The 22,628-nt window shown below is 61.5% G+C and carries 22 protein-coding genes and 1 pseudogene; 7 read left to right on the top strand and 16 right to left on the bottom strand.

Annotation, left to right across the window (positions count from 1 at the left end; translation table 11 throughout):
• On the top strand, positions 1-414 hold a 414-nt coding region (locus G7Y52_RS12040; RefSeq protein WP_165068458.1), incomplete at its 5' end, for a transposase.
• Here the strand turns inward: G7Y52_RS12040 and G7Y52_RS12035 are convergent.
• The 13 genes and pseudogenes from G7Y52_RS12035 to G7Y52_RS11970 form a co-directional block, all read right to left on the bottom strand.
• Entirely contained in the window at positions 411-710 is a 300-nt protein-coding gene (locus G7Y52_RS12035; protein ID WP_165072221.1) for a hypothetical protein, read from the bottom strand. The two genes, G7Y52_RS12040 and G7Y52_RS12035, sit on opposite strands and share 4 nt — an antisense overlap.
• Positions 659-1,003 (bottom strand): annotated as a pseudogene (locus tag G7Y52_RS15355) (glycosyltransferase family 2 protein). The gene G7Y52_RS12035 and the pseudogene G7Y52_RS15355 overlap by 52 nt, the downstream one beginning before the upstream one ends.
• The gene (locus G7Y52_RS12020; protein WP_165072254.1) at positions 1,000-1,650 is read right to left on the bottom strand and encodes a hypothetical protein; all 651 of its coding nucleotides are present in this window, start codon (positions 1,648-1,650) and stop codon (positions 1,000-1,002) included. The pseudogene G7Y52_RS15355 and the gene G7Y52_RS12020 overlap by 4 nt, the downstream one beginning before the upstream one ends.
• A 43-nt stretch (positions 1,651-1,693) precedes the next feature.
• Positions 1,694-1,987: a glycosyltransferase family 2 protein gene (locus tag G7Y52_RS12015; RefSeq protein WP_165072251.1), complete on the bottom strand. Its 294-nt coding sequence runs from the start codon at positions 1,985-1,987 to the stop codon at positions 1,694-1,696.
• Between the two features lie 14 nt (positions 1,988-2,001).
• Positions 2,002-2,475 (bottom strand): PqqD family protein, encoded by a 474-nt coding sequence (locus tag G7Y52_RS12010; protein ID WP_165072249.1) that lies wholly within the window; start codon positions 2,473-2,475, stop codon positions 2,002-2,004.
• Positions 2,476-2,493: 18 nt separating this feature from the next.
• A complete protein-coding gene (locus tag G7Y52_RS12005; protein WP_165072247.1) occupies positions 2,494-3,618 on the bottom strand; it encodes a hypothetical protein in 1,125 nt (374 codons plus the stop codon).
• Entirely contained in the window at positions 3,608-4,708 is a 1,101-nt protein-coding gene (locus G7Y52_RS12000) for a nucleotidyltransferase family protein (RefSeq protein WP_241159730.1), read from the bottom strand. Before G7Y52_RS12000 ends, G7Y52_RS12005 begins: the two co-directional genes overlap by 11 nt.
• A gap of 61 nt (positions 4,709-4,769) precedes the next feature.
• Entirely contained in the window at positions 4,770-5,942 is a 1,173-nt protein-coding gene (locus tag G7Y52_RS11995; protein ID WP_241159729.1) for a glycosyltransferase family 4 protein, read from the bottom strand.
• Positions 5,939-6,781: a glycosyltransferase family A protein gene (locus tag G7Y52_RS11990; RefSeq protein ID WP_241159728.1), complete on the bottom strand. Its 843-nt coding sequence runs from the start codon at positions 6,779-6,781 to the stop codon at positions 5,939-5,941. Before G7Y52_RS11990 ends, G7Y52_RS11995 begins: the two co-directional genes overlap by 4 nt.
• Before the next feature lie 822 nt (positions 6,782-7,603).
• Positions 7,604-8,617: an ABC transporter ATP-binding protein gene (locus G7Y52_RS11985; RefSeq protein WP_165072243.1), complete on the bottom strand. Its 1,014-nt coding sequence runs from the start codon at positions 8,615-8,617 to the stop codon at positions 7,604-7,606.
• A 392-nt stretch (positions 8,618-9,009) separates the two neighbouring features.
• Positions 9,010-10,854: a UbiD family decarboxylase gene (locus G7Y52_RS11980; protein WP_165072241.1), complete on the bottom strand. Its 1,845-nt coding sequence runs from the start codon at positions 10,852-10,854 to the stop codon at positions 9,010-9,012.
• Positions 10,854-11,348, bottom strand: coding sequence for an NUDIX domain-containing protein (locus tag G7Y52_RS11975; RefSeq protein ID WP_165072239.1), 495 nt, complete (start codon positions 11,346-11,348; stop codon positions 10,854-10,856). Before G7Y52_RS11975 ends, G7Y52_RS11980 begins: the two co-directional genes overlap by 1 nt.
• Before the next feature lie 163 nt (positions 11,349-11,511).
• The gene (locus G7Y52_RS11970; protein ID WP_165072237.1) at positions 11,512-12,210 is read right to left on the bottom strand and encodes an L-threonylcarbamoyladenylate synthase; all 699 of its coding nucleotides are present in this window, start codon (positions 12,208-12,210) and stop codon (positions 11,512-11,514) included.
• On the opposite strand from G7Y52_RS11970, the gene G7Y52_RS11965 reads away from it, so the two are divergent.
• A complete protein-coding gene (locus tag G7Y52_RS11965; RefSeq protein ID WP_165072235.1) occupies positions 12,209-12,682 on the top strand; it encodes a 23S rRNA (pseudouridine(1915)-N(3))-methyltransferase RlmH in 474 nt (157 codons plus the stop codon). The genes G7Y52_RS11970 and G7Y52_RS11965 overlap by 2 nt on opposite strands.
• 207 nt (positions 12,683-12,889) lie before the next feature.
• Here the strand turns inward: G7Y52_RS11965 and G7Y52_RS11960 are convergent, their stop codons facing one another.
• Together G7Y52_RS11960 and G7Y52_RS11955 are read right to left on the bottom strand one after the other, a co-directional pair.
• On the bottom strand, positions 12,890-15,232 hold the full coding sequence (locus tag G7Y52_RS11960; RefSeq protein ID WP_241159727.1) for a dolichyl-diphosphooligosaccharide--protein glycosyltransferase subunit STT3: 2,343 nt from the start codon (positions 15,230-15,232) through the stop codon (positions 12,890-12,892).
• Complete coding sequence (locus G7Y52_RS11955; protein WP_165072260.1) at positions 15,220-15,960, bottom strand: RsmG family class I SAM-dependent methyltransferase; 741 nt, start codon at positions 15,958-15,960, stop codon at positions 15,220-15,222. Before G7Y52_RS11955 ends, G7Y52_RS11960 begins: the two co-directional genes overlap by 13 nt.
• A gap of 268 nt (positions 15,961-16,228) precedes the next feature.
• Between G7Y52_RS11955 and G7Y52_RS11950 the strand changes: the two genes are divergently transcribed.
• The 5 genes from G7Y52_RS11950 to G7Y52_RS11930 all read left to right on the top strand — a co-directional run bounded on the left by G7Y52_RS11950 (position 16,229) and on the right by G7Y52_RS11930 (position 21,774).
• Complete coding sequence (locus G7Y52_RS11950) at positions 16,229-17,182, top strand: ACP S-malonyltransferase (RefSeq protein ID WP_165072233.1); 954 nt, start codon at positions 16,229-16,231, stop codon at positions 17,180-17,182.
• Between the two features lie 148 nt (positions 17,183-17,330).
• Positions 17,331-18,986: an arginine--tRNA ligase gene (gene argS, locus G7Y52_RS11945; protein ID WP_165072231.1), complete on the top strand. Its 1,656-nt coding sequence runs from the start codon at positions 17,331-17,333 to the stop codon at positions 18,984-18,986.
• A 97-nt stretch (positions 18,987-19,083) separates the two neighbouring features.
• Positions 19,084-19,980, top strand: coding sequence for an SPOR domain-containing protein (locus G7Y52_RS11940; RefSeq protein WP_165072228.1), 897 nt, complete (start codon positions 19,084-19,086; stop codon positions 19,978-19,980).
• An 8-nt stretch (positions 19,981-19,988) separates the two neighbouring features.
• The gene (locus tag G7Y52_RS11935; protein WP_165072226.1) at positions 19,989-20,801 is read left to right on the top strand and encodes an ABC transporter permease; all 813 of its coding nucleotides are present in this window, start codon (positions 19,989-19,991) and stop codon (positions 20,799-20,801) included.
• Between the two features lie 157 nt (positions 20,802-20,958).
• Positions 20,959-21,774, top strand: coding sequence for an ATP-binding cassette domain-containing protein (locus G7Y52_RS11930; RefSeq protein WP_165072223.1), 816 nt, complete (start codon positions 20,959-20,961; stop codon positions 21,772-21,774).
• Positions 21,775-22,156: 382 nt separating this feature from the next.
• On the opposite strand, the gene G7Y52_RS15350 is transcribed toward G7Y52_RS11930, so the two are convergent.
• Positions 22,157-22,351, bottom strand: a complete 195-nt coding sequence (locus G7Y52_RS15350) for a hypothetical protein (protein WP_241159726.1) — start codon at positions 22,349-22,351, stop codon at positions 22,157-22,159.
• Positions 22,352-22,628 lie beyond the last annotated feature (277 nt).

The raw sequence follows: 22,628 nt of genomic DNA, 5'->3' as shown, positions 1-22,628 counted from the left end.
GGACGTTGGGAAAGGATAAGCATACTTTCAGCAATCCGGGTAACGGGAGAAACTTGCAGTGTTGTTTTTGATGGGGCACTGGATGGAAAAATGTACAATGCTTATATTGAAAAATTTCTTCTTCCAACGCTTAAAGCTAACGATGTTGTTATAATGGATAATTTGAATGTCCATAAATCAAAAACAGCCCAAAACTTGATAAGGGAAAAAGGCTGCAAGTATATTTTCCTTCCAGAATACAGCCCGGATTTAAATCCCATTGAAAAGATGTGGAGCAAAGTGAAACAATTACTTCGGGGTATGAAAGCAAAAACATGTGATGAACTGTACAAGTCCATTGGAAAAGCATTAAGTTGTATCACACAAAAAGACGCTGAAGGATGGTTTAAATCCTGTGGCTATGTAAAAAGTTAAAAGCAAAATGCTCTAACAGCAACAAAATTACTTGCTGCGACAGCATGTAATAAGAATGCTGTATCTGCAGAGCGTGAAATATATTTACCAAAATTTATTTTCCATTTTTCTAAAAAAGATATCTTATAAATGACTGATGAAAAACCGCTTAAAAAATAAGATTTATCTTTTTTTATAGAATCAAGAATATCATTTTTATCTAATATAATTTTGTCAAAACAATATTCACGAATGTATCCTCGTGTTATATCTGCTCCGTTTGTATGGCAGAATTGTATAATTCTTGGAAAAAACATGGTGTAATAGAATCATCACTATCAATAAAACCAATATACTGGCCTGAAGCCATCTCCATATCCAAGTTACGCGCAACTCACTCACCCTGGTTCTGTGAAAGAGTAATGATTTTGATACATGGATCTTTTGCTGCATAGTTTTCCAAAATTATTCCACTCTTATCTGTACATGCATCATTAATACATATAATTTCGATATCATGTATAGTTTGTCCACATATACTATCTAAACAATCTGCAAGCCAGTGTTGTGAGTTCCAAACAGGTACGACACATGAAATTTTGGTAGTCATACATACTCCATATTATGAAATTTAATTATTTTTATTAACTTTTTCTTCAATAAAAAGTGTGTAAATAATAGTTGTATATCACGATCTTCATGTAAAAATTTGTTCATTTTTAGTATTAAAAGTGTTTTTTCTATTAAAAAAATATCAAGTTTTGTTTTTACTTGTAATAATTTTATAGTATTAATAATATATCTAGATATATACATATATGAATATTTATCATAATCATACGTATTTAAAAAATCCATAACTATTTTTGAACTATCAGTAACCATTTTGAGGGTTTCATAGGTATTTGTTCTTCTTGAATTGGAGTTTTTTGTTAAACAACAATAATAATAATAAACTGAATCTATAATACTTATTTTATTTGCATAATAAGCACATTGTACAAGAAATACAATATCTTCAAAATTATTTAATCCTTCAGTGAATATAATATTATTATCTTTAATAATATTATTTCTAAAAATACATGTTGTAAATCCATCACAAAAGCATAATTTATTCTTTTTTAATAACTCATTTCTGTTAACTTCAGACTGTATTAATTTTTTATTTTTTTCTATTATTTGACATTTATCAATATTATTTGATATATATTCAATATCAACATGTAAAAATGCTGCACGTGATATATCTGACATATTATTATATGCAGAATAAAATAATTTTTCATAGTAATCTAAATCAATAAATCATCAGAATCGATAAAACCAATGTATTCTCCACAAGCAATAGCAAGGCCAGCATTGCGGCAACGGAAGACCCTTGATTTGTACCGAGCTCTATAAGGCGGATTCGTGCATCACGACTCTGCCAGTCGCGTAGAATTTCAAGGGAATTATCTGTAGATCCGCCATCCACACAAATGATCTCGATATCCCGCAGCGTCTGCCTGCACACGGAGTCCAGGCAACGCCGCAGATAGGGGCCGGTATTGTAGACCGGAATGATGACGGAAACCTGAGGAACAGAAGGCATGGCGTTCACCGGAATCAGTTTTTCATCTTGGCTTCTTTGGCCTTGACGGTTTCCTGATCCGTTTCCAGGGCGCTCTTGTCGGGCTGCCAGCCGGTGTCTTCCTTCACCTCGTGGATGGGGTCGGCCAGGAGCAGCTCCTGGGCGTCGTCAAATTCCTGCACGGTGAGCGTGAACTCGTCCGCCTTGGCGGCCTCGGCGTCGATGCCGGCCTCGCCCGTTCCGTCGCCACCCTCGATAACGATCTCGAAAGTTTTGAGCTCATCCACAAAGGCGTTGAGCCGGGCCTCCATGTCGTCCGGCGCGCCGGGCAGGGCCTTGAGCGCGGCCAGCACGGCCTCGACGGACGCGCCGGACATGAGGCTGTCAAAGACCGTGGTGCCAAAGCCGTTCATGCCGTAGTAGATGCCGGTTTCGGAATTGATGACAATGGCAATGCCGTCGGCGATGTCGCTGAACATTTTTGCTTCGTTAAGCACATAGGAAGCCATGGGAATATCCTCCGGGGATCAGTGGTTCAGGTGTCGGCGCTGTTCCAGAAACTCCCGGAGGCAGCGCGTGTTCTTGAAAAAATCCGTGGTCAGGTTGAAGCGGAAGCAGGGCAGGTCGTCCACAAAGCCGCAGAGCTTGGCGATGAGGCGCATGTCCTGTGCCTCCCCGGTCTGGTTGACTGTGGATAAGGCAAATTCATCCGTGGCGATGACGCGGTCGCCCGGCTCGATGCGCGGCTCCGACCCGCCGGTGAAGCGGGGGAACAGGCAGCACTCAATGGGGTAGGCCGTGGCAAAACGCTCGTGGTAGCGGGCAATGCTGAAGACGTACTTGTCCTTGCGGCCGTTGTTGGACACGAATCTGGCGTCCATGCGCGGCGACAGCGTCTGGTACACCGCCGGGCCGAGGGTGATAATGGAGTAGATGGGCCAGGCGCGCAGCGTGCCGTCGCTCTTGTCCAGCAGGATGTAGTCGTCGGTCACATACTCGAAGCCGTCCAGCAGGGCGGCCACGGAGAGGGTGGACTTGCCCCGGTAGCCCATGCCGCAGATGAGCGCGCCGTGCCCGTCGAGGCCCACCACAGCGCCGTGCCCCAGGTTGCGCTGCGGCCTCTTGAGGATGCAGGCCAGCGCATGCACGCAGAGATGCCCGCGCTTGATGAACTCCTCCGGCGCAAAGTCTCTGACCGCGTAATAGAAGACACGGTTCGCGGGGTCCCATGCCCTGACGCTTTTGTCCCCGGAACAGATTTCCACCACGGGCTGCCGATGATGGAAGGCCGGGTCCACAAGGGTCAGGTCGGTGACGGGCCTGGCCGCGCCGCGCATTTTGTCCAGCCGCCATTGGCGGTAGGCGGCGGACGTCCTGTCGCAGGTGGCGGCATACTGTGCGAGCCTGGTGAACTCGCGCTCCTGCCAGACCACAATGGTGGCGTCGCAGGCGGGTGCGTCGTCGCGTAGAATGTAGGCCCACTGGGCCTCCATATGCGGGATGAAGTCCGCCGCGCAGCAGACCACGCGCACTGTTTGCGTCCCCAGTTGCAGGTATTTCACGCAGACGGGGCCGCCGTGTTCCACAGCGCGGGCCGCCAGCCCGGCGTAGATGGCGCGTAGTTGCTTTTGGGTGGGCGTGTCACAGAACACGGGCCGCCTCCATGCGTTCCTTGCGGCGCAGGAACCAGCGCACAAAGGCCGGGTTGCCGCGCAGTTTTTCCATGACAAGGTACTTGGCGAGGTAGGGCACCCAGCGCCGGGGCGCGTTCTTCAGCTCCACCACGCGCAGCTCCTGGCAGCGCCGCCGGTGCGGGAAGAAATAGTCCTCGTCGTAGACGACCTGTTCGCAGAAGTCGTCCACGGCCGTGCCGGCGGGCAGATGCCGTTCCGGCTCGGGAATGAGGCCGGGAACAATGCGGTTCATGAATTCCGCCGCGAAGCGCGTTTCCATGGCGCGGCCGCAGAGGGCGGCGGCGGCGCGCACGATGCCCCAGTCGAAATCCGGCTTGTCCCGCAGCAGCCAGCGGCAGTCACAGAGGGCGAACCAGAGGCCGTGCAGTGTGGTGTGCTCGCGCAGATTCTTGGTGAGGTTGTTCAGCACGAGGAAGCAGAGGTCTTCGCGGCAGGGCAGCAGGAAGTCCACGCCAAAGGCGCGACAGGGCGCGGCGCGGGCGAAGAGCTTCCTGGCAAGGGGCGTCTGGTCCCGACCGGGAACCGGGTCGAAGAGGCTGTGATGCACGTCCACCGCGCTTTCGGTTTCCGTGTGGAAGTCTACCGCGTGGCTGGATTCTTCTCTTGTATGCCGGTAGCCCAGCTCCTCGCCGATGCGTGTGGCCTCCGCGATGCGTTCCGCCGGGATGAGCACGTCCACGTCGCCCATGGGCCGGGACAGGGCGGGCCGCAGCACCTTCATGGCCCCGCCCTTGAACAGCAGCATGGGGATGCCCGCGGCATTGTACGCCTTGCCGATGCGCGAGAAATGCGCCAGCGTCTTCATGTTGGCGAAGCGGAAAAAGGTGTTCAGCTCTCTGGTTCGCGGCCCGGCATAGGCGTTGAAGCGCAGTTCGGGATGCTCAAGTGCCGCGTAGGTCAGCAGGATGACCTTGCCCGCGCCCAAGACTTCAATGTCGCAGGCCGCTAAGCAGCGATCCAGCTTTTCCTGCGTGGGCTCGTCGTCAAAGACGAAGTCCAGCAGGGCTTGATCCGCGGCGCTGACGTACTGCGCATAGAGTTTGTTCACGAGGCGCCGCAGCGCCGGAGAGCCTGTCATTGCTGTAAGCCTTTTTCTTTTGCTGATCCTGTTATGCCGCCTGCAGCGCCTGTTCCCGCAGCAACTCCTGCCATTGGGCGAACAGCGTTTCCCGCGTGTGCGCCGGCCGGCCCGCCGGAAGGTTCCCGTCCTGCAGCGCGCGGCGCAGCCGTTCTGCCAGAGCCGTCGTCTCGGGCACGCAAAAAACGTTGTTCCTGTCCTCTTCCCGCGCCAGTTCCCTGCCGCCCCCCACGGACGAGGCCAGGAAGGGGATGCCGCTCTCCAGGCATTCGGCCACCACGCAGGGGGAGTTCTCCCGCAACGAAGGCATGACAGCCAGCCTGCGGCCCGCGCAGAGATAGCGGCGCGCCTCGTCCGGGCCGAGACCGGTCAGCAGCGCGAGTTGCAGGCCTGCCGCCGTCTGCCGGGCCAGCATGGCCCGCACGTCCGCCGCGCGGAAGCCGGCCTCCTTGCCGAGGAAGGTCACGCGCCGCCCGGACAGCAGCTCCGGCGACAGCAGCGCCAGCGCCTCGCAGAACACGCGCACGCCCTTGCGCTCCTCCAGACGGCCGAAGAAGACAAGCTCCACAGTTCCGTCCTGCCCAGCGCCGTCCGGCCTTGGCGGGACGCTGCCCGGCAGGGCCGTGAAATTGGGGATGCAGCGTGTGTCCCGCGGCAGAGTCCAGCCTCGCTCCCGCATCCAGCCCAGCAGGTAACGGCTGGGGCTGACCAGAAAATCCGCCAGCGCGCAGCATTCCCGCTCCATGGCGTACAGCTCGCGCCGTTTGCCTTCGCCGGATACACAGCCGTTGCCCTCGTCCACCCAGAGGGAGGAGCCGTGCGTCACCACGCCCATGGGCATGTCCGTTAATCCCTCGCCCCGCCGTCGTGTCCGCAGGCAGAACAGGCCGTCCGCCATGAACTCATGAAAAAGGCAGACGTCATGCTGCGCCCCGACCAGCACGGAAAAGGCCTTGCGGCTGCGGCGCACCGGGTCGCGCAAGAGCAGCCCGGGCAAGGACACCACAGGGCGAAAACGCAGGCCGCGGCGGCGCATGGCCTCGGCAAAAAGGGCCATGCCCGGATGCGGTCGCCCCGTGTAGTAGACGGTCACCGCATGCCCGCCTTCAACCGCCAGGAATTCGCACAGGCAGCGCATGGCCGTGCCGATGCCGCCGTTCCTGGTCAGGGGCGAAAATTCGCGCGTCACCACGGCGATGTTCACGCCGCCCCCCGCAGGTTGCGCAGCCGCTCCCAGAACATGGCCCAGCGGTAGCGCATGATGCGCCACGACGCGGCCAGACACTCGCAGGGTAGCATGGCCAGCGGATAGACAACATTGGCGAGCACAAAGGCCCGCGAGCAGCCGTGCTTGCGCAGGAGCCGCATGCGCCCGGCGGCATAAGCGCGAATCTTCTCCTGCGGTAGCTCCCGCAGGTTCGGACGCGGATGCCGGATACGCACCGCCGGCGCGCGCATGACACCAAAACCGGCCTGCGCCGTGCGCAGCAGAAAATCCGTCTCCTCCCCGGACTGCCAAGGCGTGCCGCTGCCGAGGCCCAGCTCTTCGTCAAAGCCGTGCACTGCATCAAGCACGCGTGTGCGGTAAAAATGCACATAGCTGGGACAGCCCTGGAACAGCCACCGCGCATCGCGCACCACCGCGCCTTCGCGGGCGGGAGGCACGCTTTCGTCCAGGCCAACGGCCGTTCCCGTCAGGGCCGCGACATCCGGGAATCGTCGGAACTGTTCGAGCACCCGCGCCACGGTATCCGGCTCGTACACGCAGTCGTCATCCGCAATGCAGAACAGCTCGCCGCGAATGTGAGGCAGCGCCGCGTTGCGCGAGCGCGACAGGCAGGTGTCCGGCGTGGGGAAGGCGCGGATCGTCAGTTCGGGAAAGCGGCGGCACACGGCGGCCACATCTGCCTGCGGCACCTTCGCAGCGTGCATGAGCAGCACCTCGAAATTCCCGCAGGTTTGCTGCGCCAGGCTCAGGAACAACCGCTCCACAAGCCGCAGCCGGTCTATGGTCACAACAATAATGGACAGCAGCACGGGCATGGCCGCGTGAAGATCGGAACAGGACGAAGCGGCGCCTGCCGTATGCGCTGTGGGGGCGACAGGCGTGCGCTGCGCTCCGGCTTGTCTTTGGCGGAATCTGTCAAGGAGTTGGCTCTTGAACACATCAGCTTTGCCACTGTTCCACAGTTTTTTCTCTGCATATCACGCTATGATAAAGCGCTCTGGCATGACGCATGAGCGCACAGGGGGCGACATGGGCATCCGCCACAGTCTGGCGTGGGCCAACAGTCCGCGCGGCCACAGACAGGGCGTTCCTTTGCTCGTTCCTGTTTCACAGCGTTGAACTGAACACACAGTCTTTAGAGCAGATTACCTTTGACTTTTTATAAAAGTCAAAGGTGGCATTCAGGCGAAAAACGCGGTTTTCGCCTGAATGTACGCCGCGTTGCGGCGGCTGCCGCTTTCGCGTCAGCAGAGCATTTTCAAAGTGAAAATGCTCTAGGCTAATTTTCTGTTTGAATTAAGCAAAAAAATAGAAAAAAAATTTATTTTTGGGTCATGACTAGGGCCTGTTCACGCTTATCAGAAAAAACTTTGTTTTTTCGGGACACTGCCTCGTAATTCTGCCGGGGAAAGAATTTTCATTGAACCATTTAAAATAGTTGAGAATACGCAGGATAGTGCTAACACGCCCTAAGGTGTGTAGCCACGAGATTTGCTAAAAATCGTTAGTGTGGCATAGTTTCCTTGCCATCAACCATAGGGAGGAAGTATGCCACAAGCTGCGCATAGAGCATTTTGCTCATGAAAGTAGCAAAACGCTCTACCGGCCGGGATCGGTTCTTTTCAGGTCGGCGACTGTCAGAAGGCGTCGCGCGAAGGCTGCGCCGCCAGCCAACAGGCTGTGGCATGCGCGCCCCGGGCAAAGGTCGGCGGCATGGCTTCGGCACAGCGGGGCATGGCTTCGGCGCAGCGCGGATGGAAAGGACAACCCTCAGGCATATTCTCCAGGCTGGGCACACTGCCCGGTATGGTGGGCAGGCGATCGAGCTGCATGGAACCGCGGCTGGGCGCGGAGTGCATCAGGCCTCTGGTATAGGGGTGGAGCGGCGCTGCAAACAGCTCGCCCGCCGGCGCGTGCTCTACCAGATGCCCGGCATACATGACGCCCACCGTATCCGCCACTTGCGCAACCACGCCGAGATCATGGGTGATCAGCAGAACGGCCATGCCTCTGTCCCGGCTCTGGTTGACGATCAGACGCAGAATCTGGCCTTGGATGGTGGCATCCAGCGCGGTTGTCGGCTCGTCGGCCAGGAGCAGTTCCGGTCGGCAGGCCAGGGCCATGGCGATCATCACTCTTTGGCGCATGCCGCCCGAGAGCTGGTGGGGAAAGTCTTCATAACGGCTGTGCGGGGAAGGAATGCCCACTTCGGCAAAGAGTCGCTCGGTTTCGCGGCGGGCTTCAGCACGGCTCATGCCCAGATGCAGGCGCAGGGGTTCGGCCGCCTGCTCGCCTGCGGTCAGCACGGGGTTAAGGGAGGTCATGGGCTCTTGAAAAATCATTCCGACCCGTCGCCCACGGATGCGGCGCAAGGCTCGTTCCGGCAGGGTACGCAAATCCGTATCCTGAAGCAAAACACGACCGCTGATCACGGCCGTCTCCGGCACAAGACGCAGGATGGCGCGCGCCGTAAGGCTTTTGCCGCAGCCCGACTCACCCACCAGGCAGGTGATGCCGCCAGGGTGCAAAGTGAGGTTCACATCGCGCACCGCAGGGAGCAGGCCGCCGTCACGCAGAAAATGCACCGAGAGATTTTCCAGGCGCAGAAGGGGCGAGGCTTCGGGCTCACAGGCCAGACAATGTTTTTGCATTGCAATACGGTAAGAAAACAGCGCGTTGCAGGGTTTTCAGCTAGAGCATTTTGCTTTTGAAATTATTCAATTTCAAAAGCGGCGCTGCCATCATTTCCCCGCAAGCGGGACAAGTCCCCGCAAGCGGGACAAGCGCCTGAAAAGCGTGGTTTTCAGGCTCATTGCTTCAGCCGTTGCGACGAAGGAAGCTACGGATGAAGACAGCAACTGGTTACTGCGACAGCCAGCCAACGCAACCGCTGTCGCTATCCGTACGCAAGCAAAGCTTGCTAACGGCTACCGCCGGCGCGGGCGTCCGCTCCCGCGACCGCCAGAGCGGTTGCCGTTTTCAACAGCAAACCGCTCTAGAGCATTTTTTGCTTGAACATATCCATTTTCAATCAAAAAATGCGCTAATAGCAGCCGTGCAAAGGCCCGCCCGGCGCGGCCAGAGCCTCCGCCCTGCGGGCAACCGCCGGCTCCTCTTCCAGGGGCGGGGCATGAAAGGGTTTCAGCCGGGCGTCCAGAAGCAGCGGCGCGTCGCAGGCCCAATGCCTGGCCCGGATGCGGGCATTGGCCCCATAACTGTCCGTGGCCGGATCCGAGCGGGTGAAGACCGTCCACAAAAAATTTTCCAGGCTGGCGGCGCAAAATTCCGGGTCATCCACCACAGCCAGCAGCGGAAAAGCCTCCCGGCCCGGCCAGGAAGCAAAAACGCGGGCCAGTTCTTCCAGCCTGGGGTCAGGCTCGCCCCGGCCCAGACTGTGCGCCGGGCCGCGCAGCACCAGCAGGCCCGGCCCGGCCACGCGCGGCCCGCAAAAGCCGTCGGGCAGGTCCGGCGCGCTTGTCAGCTCCAGGCCCAGCTCGCGCCGCTTCTCCCCGGCCGAGGCCCAGATCAGCTTGGAGCCCTCGTGCAGGCCGCTGCCCGTGTAATCCAGAGTATCGCCGGTGCTGCGGGTCAGAAAATGCAGATCCCGGCTGAAATCCGCGCGCTCCAGCATATGCCGCAAGAATCCGGGCGTATCGCGGGCGGAAAGGCCCGGGGCGTCCTCATGCGCGGCCAGCAGTACATATTTGGCCAGCGCGGTCTGGGTCGTGCCCAGCAGATGCAAGGCTGCGGTAAGCAGCTCGCGCGGCCGCCGCCGCGCCTCATACGGCGTGTAACGCTCGCTGCCGAGAACCAGCAGCAGAGGATGCACGCCGGCCGCGTCCACGGCATGAACCTCGCGCACGCCCTCGAACATCTGCGGCACCAGCGCGGCGGTAAGCTCGTGGATGAAATCGCCGAAAACCGTGTCTTCCTGCGGCGGGCGGCCCACAGTGGTGAAAGGCCAGATCGCGTCCCTGCGGTGGTGCACAGCCCGCACCTTGAGCACCGGGAAATCATGCCGCAGGCTGTAATAGCCCAGATGATCGCCGAACGGCCCCTCGGGCTTGAGCCCGGGCAGCAGATGCCCGCTGATGCAGAAATCCGCCTGGGCCAGCACCGGCAGCGGCAGGGCCGCGTCACGCGCCACGGCTGTGCGGCGGCCGCCCAGCAGACCGGCAAAGCGCAGTTCGGAAAGGCCCTCGGGCAGAGGCATCACCGCGGCCACGCTGAGCGCGGGCGGCCCGCCCACATAGACATGCACGGGCAGGGCCTGCCCCAGGGCCAGGGCTGCGGCGTGGTGCGCGCCCATGCCCCGGTGGATCTGATAGTGCAGGCCCGCCTCGTCGGCGGCATAGGCATTGCCCGCCAGCTGCACCCGGTACATGCCCAGATTGGAGGCGTCCAGGCCCGGCTTGCGCGGGTCTTCGGTATACACCAGGGGCAGGGTGACAAAGGGGCCGCCGTCGTGAGGCCAGCAGGTCAGACGCGGCAGATCCGCAAGAGCGCAGCGGCATTCCAGCACCGGCGCGCTGCCGCCCTGCGCCATGCGCGGCAGCATGTGGAACAGGCCGGGCAGGGCCTTGAGCGAGCGCCAGGGCCGCCGCATGGCTGCCGCGGGATCGGCCCTGGCCGCCAGAACCGCATCCACAGTGGCCAGACTGTCGCGGAAAATATAACGCAAACGCTCGCGCGTGCCGAAAAGATTGGCCAGCATGGGAAAGCGCGTGCCCTTGACCCGGGTGAACAGCAGGGCCGGCGCTTTGGCCCGGAAGGCCCGCCGCTGTACGGCAGCCAGCTCCAGACAGGGGTCCAGCTCCGCGTCCACGCGCTTGAGTTGCCCCTGAGCCTCCAGATCCGCCAGGCATTCTCTCAGGCAGGCATAGCCCATCAGCGCGCCTCTTCCTGCAAGGGCTCCACCCCGGCCAGAGTGCGGCGACCGGCCAGAACCTCCCTGAAATCCGCCAGGATGCGCGCGTGGTCAAAAACCAGGGGCAAAGGCAGCTTGTCAAGAGCGTAAAAAGCGGCCCGGGCCGCGTCGTCTCCAGCGCGCAAGGCCTCGGGATTGCGCGGGCGGCCGGTGAAAACCACGCTCAAGGTGTGTTGGCGGGGATCGCGATCCGGGCGGGAATAGACGCCCAAAAGGCCGGTCAGTTCGACCTCCAGGCCGGTTTCCTCGCGCATTTCGCGCAGGGCCGCGGCTTCGGCCTGCTCGCCTTCCTCAATGAAGCCGCCGGGCAGGGCAAAGCCCAGAGGCGGGTTGCCGCGCTCAATGATTACTACGCCGCGTTCCGGCGTGTAGATGAGCACGTCCGTGGTGGGCGTGGGATTGGCGTATTTGCTGAACGGCTGCCCGCAATGCGGACAAATCACGGTTTTTTTCATACCATTTCGCTGCCTCAATGAGAGAGAATGTGCGCTCCTTAGAGATATGATTCTGCCAAATTTGGCATCTGCCGTCGAGAGCGAATATCCGGGACGGCAGGGCTGACGCATACGATGCGGCAGCCCTGCTCTGCCCGCCCTCCCGGGTTGCAGCGATCCTTACTTACACGCACATAAAGCCCGCCCGCGCCAGGGCTTGCGCGCTGATTGCCCCGGCCCGCAGCAGTCGCAGGCGTTTTTGCCCGCCCCGCTCCGCATCCTCCAGGGGTTCCACCAGGGTGGAGGGCGCGCCTCCGGCCGGTTGTTCTCCTCCCCTTCCGGCAGGCAGCAGGCCGCCCAGATCGCCCAGCTCCGCCAGCGCGGCCAGCAGTTCCGGAGCCAGATCCTTCCAATGGCGCGCCGGAGCGCGACCGCTCAGATTGGCGCTGCTGGCCGTCAGCGCGCCGCCCGCCAGCAGCGCCAGACGCGCGGCCAGCGAATGCGGGGTGACGCGCACGGCCACCTTGCCCTCCCCATTGAGCACGGCGGCGGGCAGGCCGCGCGCGCCGCCCTGCGCAACGTCGGCGGCCCGGGCGGGCAAAAGGACGGTCAGCGGGCCGGGCCAGAAAGCCGCGAGCAATTCCGGCGGCGCGGCTTCCAGCCGGGCCACGGCCTCAGCCTGGGCCACGTCGGCGGCCAGCAGGGGCAAGGGCTGCTGGACGGGCCGCCGCTTGAGCTGATAGATACGGGCCACAGCCTCGCCGTCAGCGGCCAGGCAGCCCAGCCCGTAAAAGGTCTCGGTGGGAAAGATCAGCACGCCGCCGCGGCGCAGGCAAAGGACTGCGGCCTTGAGATCCAGCACGCGGCAGGGGGAATGGGACATGATTGGCAAACCTTTGCGCTTGCTCAGCGTGGGCAGGCTGAAAACAGTGTTCTGGAAAGACGCCGCCGCCCACTATGCCACGCGGATCGCCCGCTGGCGGCGTCTGGAATGCGCGGAAGTGCGGGACGGCGACGCGGCTCTGGCCCCGGAGAGACGCACTGCCCTGGAAGGGCGCCGGATTCTGGAAGCTCTGGCCCCGCAGGATCTGCCCCTGGCCCTGGACGAGCGCGGGGAGAAGCTGACTTCGCCGCAACTGGCGGCCCTGCTCCGGCAGATGGATCAGGAGGCGCGCGGCCGGGTCTGTTTTATTGTGGGCGGGGCCTACGGTCTGGACGAAGAAGTGCGCGCCCGCGCCTGCCGCCTGCTCAGCCTTTCGGCCATGACGCTCCCGCACGAGCTGGCCCGGGTGGTCCTCCTGGAGCAGCTTTACCGGGCGGAGTGCATATTGCGCAAGGTTCCCTATCATCACTGACAAAAATACCTGCCCGACCTAGAGCAGATTACCTTTGACTTTTTATGAAAGTCAAAGGTGGCATTGAGGCGAAAAACGCGGTTTTCGCCTGAATGTACGCCGCGTTGCGGCGGCTGCCGCTTTCGCGTCAGCAGAGCATTTTCAAAGAGAAAATGCTCTGAACGATCGCCGCCCCGTGCGGATCAGAGCGCCTTGGAAGGCGGAATTTCAGAGCACTTCGTAAATCCTGGCAAAAACATTGTCGTAGACCAGCTTGAAATACGGGGAAAAACGCGGGTCCTGCGGATCGCTCAACAGGAGTTGAACCATCAGCGAATTGTACAGGCCTTCGTCCATGACCAGCTTTTCGTCCGTGACCCGGTTAAAGAGAAAATACACGTTGCGCCGTTGGGACAAAAATGCCTGCTGCTCCTCGGGCGTGGCCCTGGGGTGGGCGTCAAACCATTCCTGCACATAATTGCGGCGGGTCACGCCGGTTTCTTCAAAAACCCCGATGGACGAGGCGTAAATAACAGTGGGGCTGCCTTCAAGCTGCACTTCGCCGCTGTCCAGGTGGTAGGCCAGGGCCTGCGTCACAATGGACAGCGCCCCGCCCTCGCCCTGGCGGGTCTCAAAGTTCCAGTTGCCGAAATTGCTGATCCAGAATCCCAGACGCAGCATCTCAAAACTGACCACTATGAAGAGCCGCCCGTTGGCTTCGATCAGCGGGGTTTCCGGCGAGCGCAGGCTGTTCATCAGGGCCTGAGCCGCCGCGCCGTCCAGATTTTTGAAGACATTGCCCGGCTCGTTGCCGGATTTGGCGGTATAGCGGATCAACTGCCGGGCAAAGCGCGCGTTGTCCGTGGCAAAAACAGCGGCAGGCAGGTACAGCGAGGGCCCGGCGTGCTGCGCGCCGTCGGCAATGGTGGCCCGCCGCGCGAAATAGTGCGCCGCATAGCCCCAATCCCACCAGAGCCAGAGCACGGCATCCTCGGGCGTCATGGTCCGGGCGCGGGTCAGGGCGTCGGCGTGGCGGCGGTTGATCATGGGGCCCTGGGACATGGCCTGGATCATGTCCACAAACGGAACCACCAGCAGGCCGATCAGCACGGCCGAGGTCAGCAGTCCGGCCCCTGCCCCGCGCAGATCCGCGCGCACCAGACGCTGCAACAGCCAGTAAAGCGGCAGGGTCAGCCCCACGGCCACCACCGGCGCGCCAAACATGACCATTCTGCCGCCGAGCCTGGTGCTCAAGAGCCCCAAGGCGGCCAAGGGCAGCAAAAAAAGCGCGCCCGGCCTGCGGAAGAGCACCAGCAGGAAGCCGAGCAGCCCGAGTACGGCGGCTTCCATCCAGGGATGAAAGTACGGAAACAGCGCCGCAAAGCTCAGATCCTGCACTTCAATGATCGACTGGGCCACTGAAGGATAGACCAGGGTCGCGCCCTGGCCGGTGCTCTTCACGTCGCCCGCGTGCTTGAGATAGGCGTTGGCATGGTTAATCAGGGTGGTCAGGATTTGCCCCTGCAGCAACAGCGCGAGTGTGCCCAGCCAGAGCAGAACCAGCACGGACGGGCGGCAGAGCAGGCGGCGCAAGGGACGCCCCGGCCCGCTGCCCGCAGCCAGCAGGATCAGGCTGAAGGCAAGGCCGGCCGGGCCGCCCAGGGTGGGCAGCGCATAGGCCAGAGCGCCCAGCAGCAAAAGAGCGCGCCGCCCGCGCGGGGCCATGATCAGGCTCATGACGGCCAGAAGGATCACATTGTAGCGGATCAGATAGGGAAAAACCGAATGCCATTCCTGGGTCCACCAGGAAACAATCCCCGAAGCCCCGAGCAGCAGCACCCACTGCCAGCGCAGGGGATTGCCCAGCGGCTGGCATTGCTCCACGGCGCGGGCGCGCCACTGATCCGGGGTCGCCTTGAGGCCCGTCCCCGCCACGAGACGCCGCAGGATCATCCGGGGCAGCAGCATGTAGCGCATGGCCCAGCAGGCCGGGACCAGCGTCATGAGCAGGGGAAAGAAAAGGGTCACCAGATCCGTGTCATAATAGCCGAGCAGGGTGCGGGCCAGAAAACCGGGCGCCAGGGAAGTCAGCAGACCGGCGGCCACGCCTGCCTCCATGCTGCCCAGGGCCCAGACCCAGGCAAAAACGATCCCGGCCACCAGACTGGCCAGCACAGCCGGAAACCAGAATGCCACGGCCGCCGGACTGGTATGCAGGGCCCCGGCAATAGCCCGCAGCATTTCAGCCATGGGGTGCCCCACGGCCAGGCCGAACCCCTCGGCCCCGGCCACCCAGTGGTAGGCGTCATGGGTGGCCAGCAGCCACTCCTTGCTCAGGCGGTATTCCGGATTCTGCCAGCAGGGCCACTCCACCATGCGCAGGGCAAAGGCCAGGACCAGAGTCACGAGCCCCCAGAGCACGCCCCGACGCCAGAGGCGCAAAGACTCCCCGCCCCGGCCCTGTTGCCCGAAAGTCGCGGGGCGGGAGGGCGGGCTGCCGCCGCCGGAACCGACAGGCCGGGCGGCTTCAGCCGAATCCGATCGGGTTGCGGGCGGCGTCAGTTGCCGCACGGCTGCGTTTCTCCGTTACGATTCCCCGACGCGCCCGCGCCTGCCGCTCCGGCTGGCGCGGCACTGTGGGCCGTCCCGCCCGGCCCGGCGGGCCTGAGCGCCCAGAACCAGCGCCCCCTGCCCGCCACCGTGTAGGAGCGCGCGCATCCGAGCCGCCAGGGCGCGGGCAACTGCTCGGGCGCGGGCGTCAGGGCAAGAATGATCAAAACCCCCTCGGGCCGCAAATGCGGCAACGCAAGATCCAGCAGATTACGCCAGGGCATGAAGGCCCGGCTGACGATGCAGTCCGCGGGGCAACACTGGCCCTGAAAAAAATGCTCCACCGAACCCCGGAAAACATGGGTGGCAGGCAAGCGCAGGCGGGAAAGCACGCTGGAGAGAAAAAGGGCTCGCTTTTCGCGCACTTCAACCAGGTAATACGCGCCCCTGGTCCAGACCAGGCGCAGAGGGATGCCCGGCAGGCCCGCGCCGGAGCCGAGATCCCAGCTCAGCGGCGCAGCGGGCAGATCCAGACTGTCCAGAAAAGCGGCCAGATGAAAACTGTCCACTGCCAAACGGGTCAGGGCATCCTGCCAGTTCCGCGCGCCGGTCAGGTTCATGGCCGTGTTCCAGCGGCAGAGCATCTCCAGATACACTGCCAGCGGCTCCAGGGCCGTTGCAGGCAGATCCGCGCCCGAGGCCGCCGCCAGCCGCGCCAGTTCTTTGAGGTCCACCGTCTGTTGTTGCATTCTCACCTTCTCCGCCTTTTCGATCAGAAACCCGAACATACCGAAAAAATGCGCTTCCCGGTCGGACGCCGGTCATTGATCTGCGGAGCCGTTCCAAGATCCTTTGCCGGGAAGCGACCGGACAGCCCGCGCAGGGCCGCGCAGATCCGCGCAGATCCGGACAGAGCCAGTCATATCCCTCGCGGACGGGACTTGCAAGGTCCGCGCCGATAACGTAAAAAAACGATTCGCCCTGTTGTGGGCATTATTCCGGAGGTCTAGCCGCACAATGACGCAACCCGTTCTGCTCTTTCCCGGCCAGGGCTCACAAGAGCCCGGCATGGGCCGCGATCTGGCCGAAGCCTCTTCCGAGGCCATGAATCTTTGGAAACGCGCGGAAAGCATCAGCCGCCTGCCCCTGCGCGAGATCTGCTGGGAAGGCGATGATGCTGCCATGAGCGACACCCGCGCCCTGCAACCCGCCTTGACCGTGGTCAATCTGAATTTGTGGCGCGAAACGGCCGCCCGCATCGGCAGCGCCGCGCCTCTGGGCGCGGCCGGGCACAGCCTGGGCGAGTTCAGCGCCCTGGCCGCGGCCGGGGTGCTTTCGCCGGACACGGTTCTGGAGCTCACGGCCTTGCGCGGCCGTCTGATGGCCGAGGCCGATCCGCAGGGCACGGGCGGCATGGCCGCCCTGCTCAAGCTGGACGAGGCCCGGGTCGCCCGCATTGTGGCCGAGGCGGCCACGGAGAGCGAGGCATTGCTGCTCGTGGCCAACTATAATACTCCCGCGCAGTTTGTGGTCAGCGGGGCCAAAGACGCTGTGGCTCTGGCCTGCCGAAAAGCCAGGGAGCATAAGGGGCGCGGCCTGGAGCTCAAAGTCAGCGGCGCGTTTCACAGCCCCATGATGCGCGAGGCCAACCGGGAGCTTGCGCCGTTGCTGCGCAAGGCGGTCTGGCAAAAACCGCGTTTTCCGGTCTACTGCAACGTGAACGGCAAGGCGGCGCACGACGGCGAAAGCGCCAGGGAAAATCTGCTGGAACAAATGACCTCTCCGGTGCGCTGGATTGAAACCGTCCGCAATCAATATACGGATGGCGCGCGCTTCTGGCTGGAGCTGGGGCCCAAGGCAGTTCTGGGCAAAATGGTGGCCCCCTGCCTGGCCGGAATCGCCGCAGAAGCGGACGAGCCGCGCATTGCGCTGGTCAACGATTTGCAAAGCGCCAGGGGTTTCGGCCTTTAGAGCGTTTAGCCAATTCCATGAGCAAAACGCTCTGGGCCCGGACATGCCCTGCCCGGCCCATGTGACCGGGCAACACTTGATTGCCGTCTTACGCGCGCCGTGCGCATGAAGACCAAACCAGCCCTGCAAGCCGAGGATGCGAAAAAATATGCGCGCCACAGAAGTTCTGCGCACGGCCCTTGCGGCCGTTATTGAGGAAGAAGGCCTGACCTGGCCCGCCAAAACCGTCATTGAGCCCCCGCGTGATGCCAGACACGGGGATCTCTCGGTGAATGCGGCCATGCTTCTGGCCAGGCAAGCCAGAACCAGCCCCCGGGAACTGGCCCAAAAATTCGCGGCCAAATTGTTGGAACGCTGCCCGGAGCTGGAAAAAGCCGAAGCCGCGGGGCCGGGATTCTGCAATGTGACCTTCAGCCAGGCCTTCTGGCGGCGTGTGATTGCGGACATCGAAGCGGCAGGCGGGGCCTATGGCGCAAGCGACGCGGGGCGCGGCCGCAAGGTGCTTCTGGAATATGTTTCGGCCAACCCCACCGGCCCTTTGCATGTGGGCCACGGGCGGGGCGCGGCCGTGGGCGACAGCCTGGCCCGCTTGTTGCGCAAGGCCGGATACGCCGTGGACACGGAATATTATATAAATGATGCGGGCCGCCAGATGCGCCTGCTGGGCCTTTCGGTCTGGCTGCGCGTGCAGGAGCTGGCCCAACGCCCGGTGGACTGGCCCGAGGAGTATTACCGGGGCGCGTATATCATTGATATCGCGCGGGAAATGCTTGAGGCCGATCCCGGGCTGCCGGATCTGCCGCCGGATCAGGGCCGGGACCGCTGCCATGAGCGGGCCAAAGAGGTCATACTGGCCGGGATCAAGGCGGATCTGCAAGCCTTTCGCGTGGAGCACGGGCACTGGTTTTCGGAAAAGACCCTCGTGAAAAGCGGGGCCGTGGACGCGGCTTTTGCGGCGCTGCGCAAGGCGGGCTTCACCTACGAGAAGGACGGCGCTTTCTGGTTCGCCACCGAACAACTGGGCGACGACAAGGATCGCGTGCTGAAAAAGTCCGACGGCAGCCTGACCTACTTCGCGTCGGATATCGCCTACCATCATGACAAATTTCAGCGCGGCTACGACTGGCTCATCGACGTCTGGGGCGCGGATCATCACGGCTATGTGCCGCGGATGCGGGCCGCCGTGGCAGCCATGGGCAAAGAGCGCGAGAGCTTTGACGTGGTGCTGATCCAGTTGGTCAATCTCCTGCAGCACGGGAAGCCGGTGAGCATGTCCACCCGCGCGGGCACTTTCGAGACCCTGGCCGACGTTTTGCAGGAAGTGGGCACGGACGCGGCGCGCTTTCTTTTTCTCTCGCGCAAGAGCGACAGCCCTCTGGATTTCGATCTGGAGCTGGCCAGGCAGCGCAGTCTGGACAACCCGGTCTATTATGTGCAGTACGCCCATGCCCGGATCTGCGCGGTGCTGCGCCGCGCGGAGGAGCGCGGCATCATCCTGCCCGCAAGGTCGGACGAGGCCGCGCTCACCAGCCTGGACACGCCGGAAGACATGGCCCTGCTGCGCAAGGCCGCCTGTTTCGAGGATATGCTGGCAGCCGCGGCCAGAGCCCTGGCCGCGCATCATGTCAGCCATTATCTGACGGAGCTGGCCGGGCTTTTGCACAGCTACTACGCCAGGCATCAGGTTTTGCTGGCCGGGGAGCCCGAGCGCAGCCGTGCCCGTCTGGCCCTGCTGCGCGCCGTGGGGCAAGTGGTGCGCAACGGCCTTGACGTTCTCGGCGTCAGCGCGCCGCAGAGCATGTAATGGCCTTGGCCCGAAGCGGCGCGGCTTCCCCGGCGCCATGACTTTTTGAACGCCCTTGCCTTTGACAAGAAACGGACTCCGGAACAGGTACACTTTTATGGTCCAACCCCTGCGCAAAGTCCGCGTGAAAAATCCTTCCGCAAGCGACAGGCAGCGCCGCTTCACCGTCAGTTTGTCCGGCGCGGCCCTGGCCGCGCTCGGCCTGGTGCTGATGGCGGCCGTGGGCTGGTCTTTTTTTATGGGCTTTATGGTCGGTCGCGGCCAGAATCCGGAAAAACGCGTGGGGCAGATCACCGGCATGATTGCGGAGGAGCCGGCCGCGAGCGCCGCCCAGGGCGCTTCGCCTGCCGCCCCGCCCGACTGGCCCGCGCCTGCTCAGCCTGCCGCGCCGCAGTCAGCCGGGACGCAGCACGCCGAAACCACGGCGGCCACGCCCCCGGGCACCGGGAATACTGCCGCCCGGACCGGCGCGGCCCAGGCCGCTGGCGCTCAAAACGCGGCCCCTGCCCTTCCTGCCGATTCGCAAGCCGCCTCGCCCGCCTATCCCTTCAGCCGTCCCCAGGGCGAGGGGCTGGCAGCCTGGGGCATCAGTCAGAATGCGGGGGGAACAGCGCCCCCCACGCCTGCCGCGCAAACGCAAGGGGGCGCGCAAGCCCGCCCTGCCGCGTCCCGGGGGCAGGCCGCAAGTCAAGCTGCGCAACCCTCGCAAGCCCCGCAGGTTTCGCAGCCGAAAGCGCCGCTTTTTGACTGGCTTTTCCAGGCGGCGGCCTTTAAAGACAAGGCTGACGCGGACAGGTTGCGGGCCCGGCTGGAGGAGCGCGGCCTGCGCAGCCGTCAGCAGAAAAGCGGCAAAGTGCTTCTGGTCATGGTCAGCCTGCGCGGCACGGAACTGGATGCCGCCAATCTGCGCGAGGAACTCCGGCGCATGAAGCTGGGCGCGCCCATTCTGGCCGCGAAAAAACCTGTTTCCGGCAAAAGCCGGAAGAGCAAATGAGGCCGGTCATGGCAAGTCGTTCCGATGCTCCCGCCTTTGCGCGTTTTTTGCGCGCGCTGGGCCGCCCCTGTTTGCGGGGCATTGACGCCGTGGGCGGCACGGCGCTGTTCATGCTGGCCGGGCTCGCGCAGATTTTCAGCAGCGTCAAAATTTTTCCGCGCACCTTGCAGCAAGTGTATGTGATCGGCTACAAATCCCTGTTCGTGATTTTGTTGATCGGCATCTTCTGCGGCATGGTCCTGGGCCTCCAGGGCTACTACACCCTGGTCCAGTTCGGCTCGGTGGGCATGTTGGGCTCGGCCGTGTCCCTGACCCTGATCCGCGAGCTCGGGCCAGTGCTCACGGCCATTATGCTCACCGGGCGGGCCGGTTCGTCCATGGCCGCGGAAATCGGGGTCATGCGGATCACGGATCAGATCGACGCCCTGGACGTCATGGATATCAACTCCCTGGGCTATCTGGTCAGCCCGCGTCTGCTGGCCGCGCTGATCTCCTTCCCCTTGCTCACGGCCGTTTTCGACGTCATCGGGATTATCGGCGGCTATCTCACCGGGGTGCTGATGCTCGGCATCAACGAAGGCGCCTACTTTTACCGTATCGCCAGTTCCGTGACCATGAACGACGTGGCGGGCGGCTTTATCAAGGCCGTGGTTTTCGGCCTGCTGGTGGCCACGGTCTGCTGCCGCCAGGGCTATTACACCCACCGCCGCCGCGACAGCGTGGGCCCCGAGGCCGTGGGCAACGCCACGACTTCGGCGGTGGTCATTTCCTGCGTGCTGATTCTGGCCGCGGATTATGTGCTGACTTCCTTTCTGCTCTAGAGCGTTTTGCTAATGAAATTAGCTAAACGCTCTGGCGACAGCGTTAGCTGGCGCCCGCGCCGAATGAGCGTTCAGACCGCGTTCTGGACGCGAAATGATGGCAGCGAAGTGATTGAAAATAGATATTTTCAATCAAAAAATGAACTAGGCGGTATCCATGCAGACTTGGGACATTGAATTCCGGTCGCTGACCGTGGGCTACGGCGAGCATGTGGTGCTGCGCGACATCAATGCCGTGCTGCCCGCGGGCAAGGTTTCCGTCATCCTGGGCGGTTCCGGCGGGGGCAAGTCCACCCTGCTCAGGCACATCATCGGCCTTTCGCGGCCCATTTCCGGCAGCGTGCTGATCGGCGGCCGGGATCTTTTCAGGCTCGGCACGCGGGAATTCCGCCGCGTGCGCCGTCAGATGGGCGTGCTTTTTCAGGACGGCGCGTTGCTGGGCGCGCTCTCTCTGGCCCAGAACGTGGCCCTTCCTCTGAGCGAGCATCTGCATCTGCCCAGGCCCCTGATTCGCGAGGCTGCCCTGCGCGTGCTGCGCATGGTCGGCCTTGAGGATTTTGCGGATTTTTTCCCCAACCAGTTGTCCGGCGGCATGCGCAAGCGCGCGGGCCTGGCGCGCGCGATTATCGCCGAACCGCGCATTCTGCTCTGCGACGAGCCCACTTCCGGCCTGGACCCGATCACTGCGGCCCGCATGGACGAGCTGCTGCGCTCCATGCACGAGCAATACTCTGAAATGACCCTGGTGGCAGTGAGTCATGATCTGGCCAGTCTGCGCGCCATTGCGGATCATGTGCTGGTGCTCAGGGACGGCGGCGCGATCTTTTCCGGCCCGCTGGCCGCCCTGGAAGCCAGCGACGATCCCTACTTGCGGCAATTTCTGCACCGCGAGGCCGGGGATCAGCAGCTCGCGCTGCACCAACCCCAGAATCCGGCTGTGCGCACGGCGCTGGACGCCTGGCTGGATTCCTGAACCGCCCGGCGCTGTCTCAACGCGCGACCGGCCTGGAGCATTTTCTCTTTGAAAATGCTCTGCTGACGCGAAAGCGGCAGCCGCCGCAACGCGGCGTACATTCAGACGAAAACCGCGTTTTTCGCCTGAATGCCACCTTTGACTTTCATAAAAAGTCAAAGGTAATCTGCTCTACTTGCTGTCTCCATCCGTAGCTTCCTTCGTCGCAACGGCTGAAGCCTGGATGCGAAATGATGGCGGCGAAGTGATTGAAAATGAATATTTTCAATCAAAAAATGGGGGACGTTTGGGAAGGGCGCCCTCCTCGCCATCCGCGGAATTGACGCACAGACCGGAGGAGACGCTGCATGGATGAGGGAGAAGCCCGGGGCGGGGCGGAAGGTTATTCTTCCCGCTGCAACAGCGCCGCCTCATATCGTGGCAATAGCCGTTCCGGCGCGCCCATGTCGCGCAGGCGGCCGTTCTCAATCCAGATGAGCGTGTCGCAACGCTCCACGGTTGTCAGCCGGTGCGCGATGATCACAAGGGTAATATCCTGCGGCAGGGAGAAAAAGGTATCCATGATGGCGTGTTCCACGCCGCCGTCCAGAGCGCTGGTGGCCTCGTCAAGAATGAGGACGGAGGGATCGGCGTAGAGAGCGCGGGCGATGGACAGGCGCTGGGCCTGGCCGCCGGAGAGCCCCCCCCGTCGGAGCCGAGGGAAGCGTCAATGCCGCGTTCCTCCACAGAGAGTATTAACAATATGATGTAAATATGTTATCTCCCTCCAACAGGAGGAGCCCATGGAAGCAAAGCCCGACTGCCCAAAGTGCCATGCCAGCACGGTATATCGAAGCGGAAAAATTCTCGGGAAA

This window comes from Desulfovibrio sp. ZJ200 (assembly GCF_011039095.1).
Taxonomy (GTDB): Bacteria; Desulfobacterota; Desulfovibrionia; order Desulfovibrionales; family Desulfovibrionaceae; genus Desulfovibrio.
This window is presented reverse-complemented; position numbering and strand designations above follow the sequence as displayed.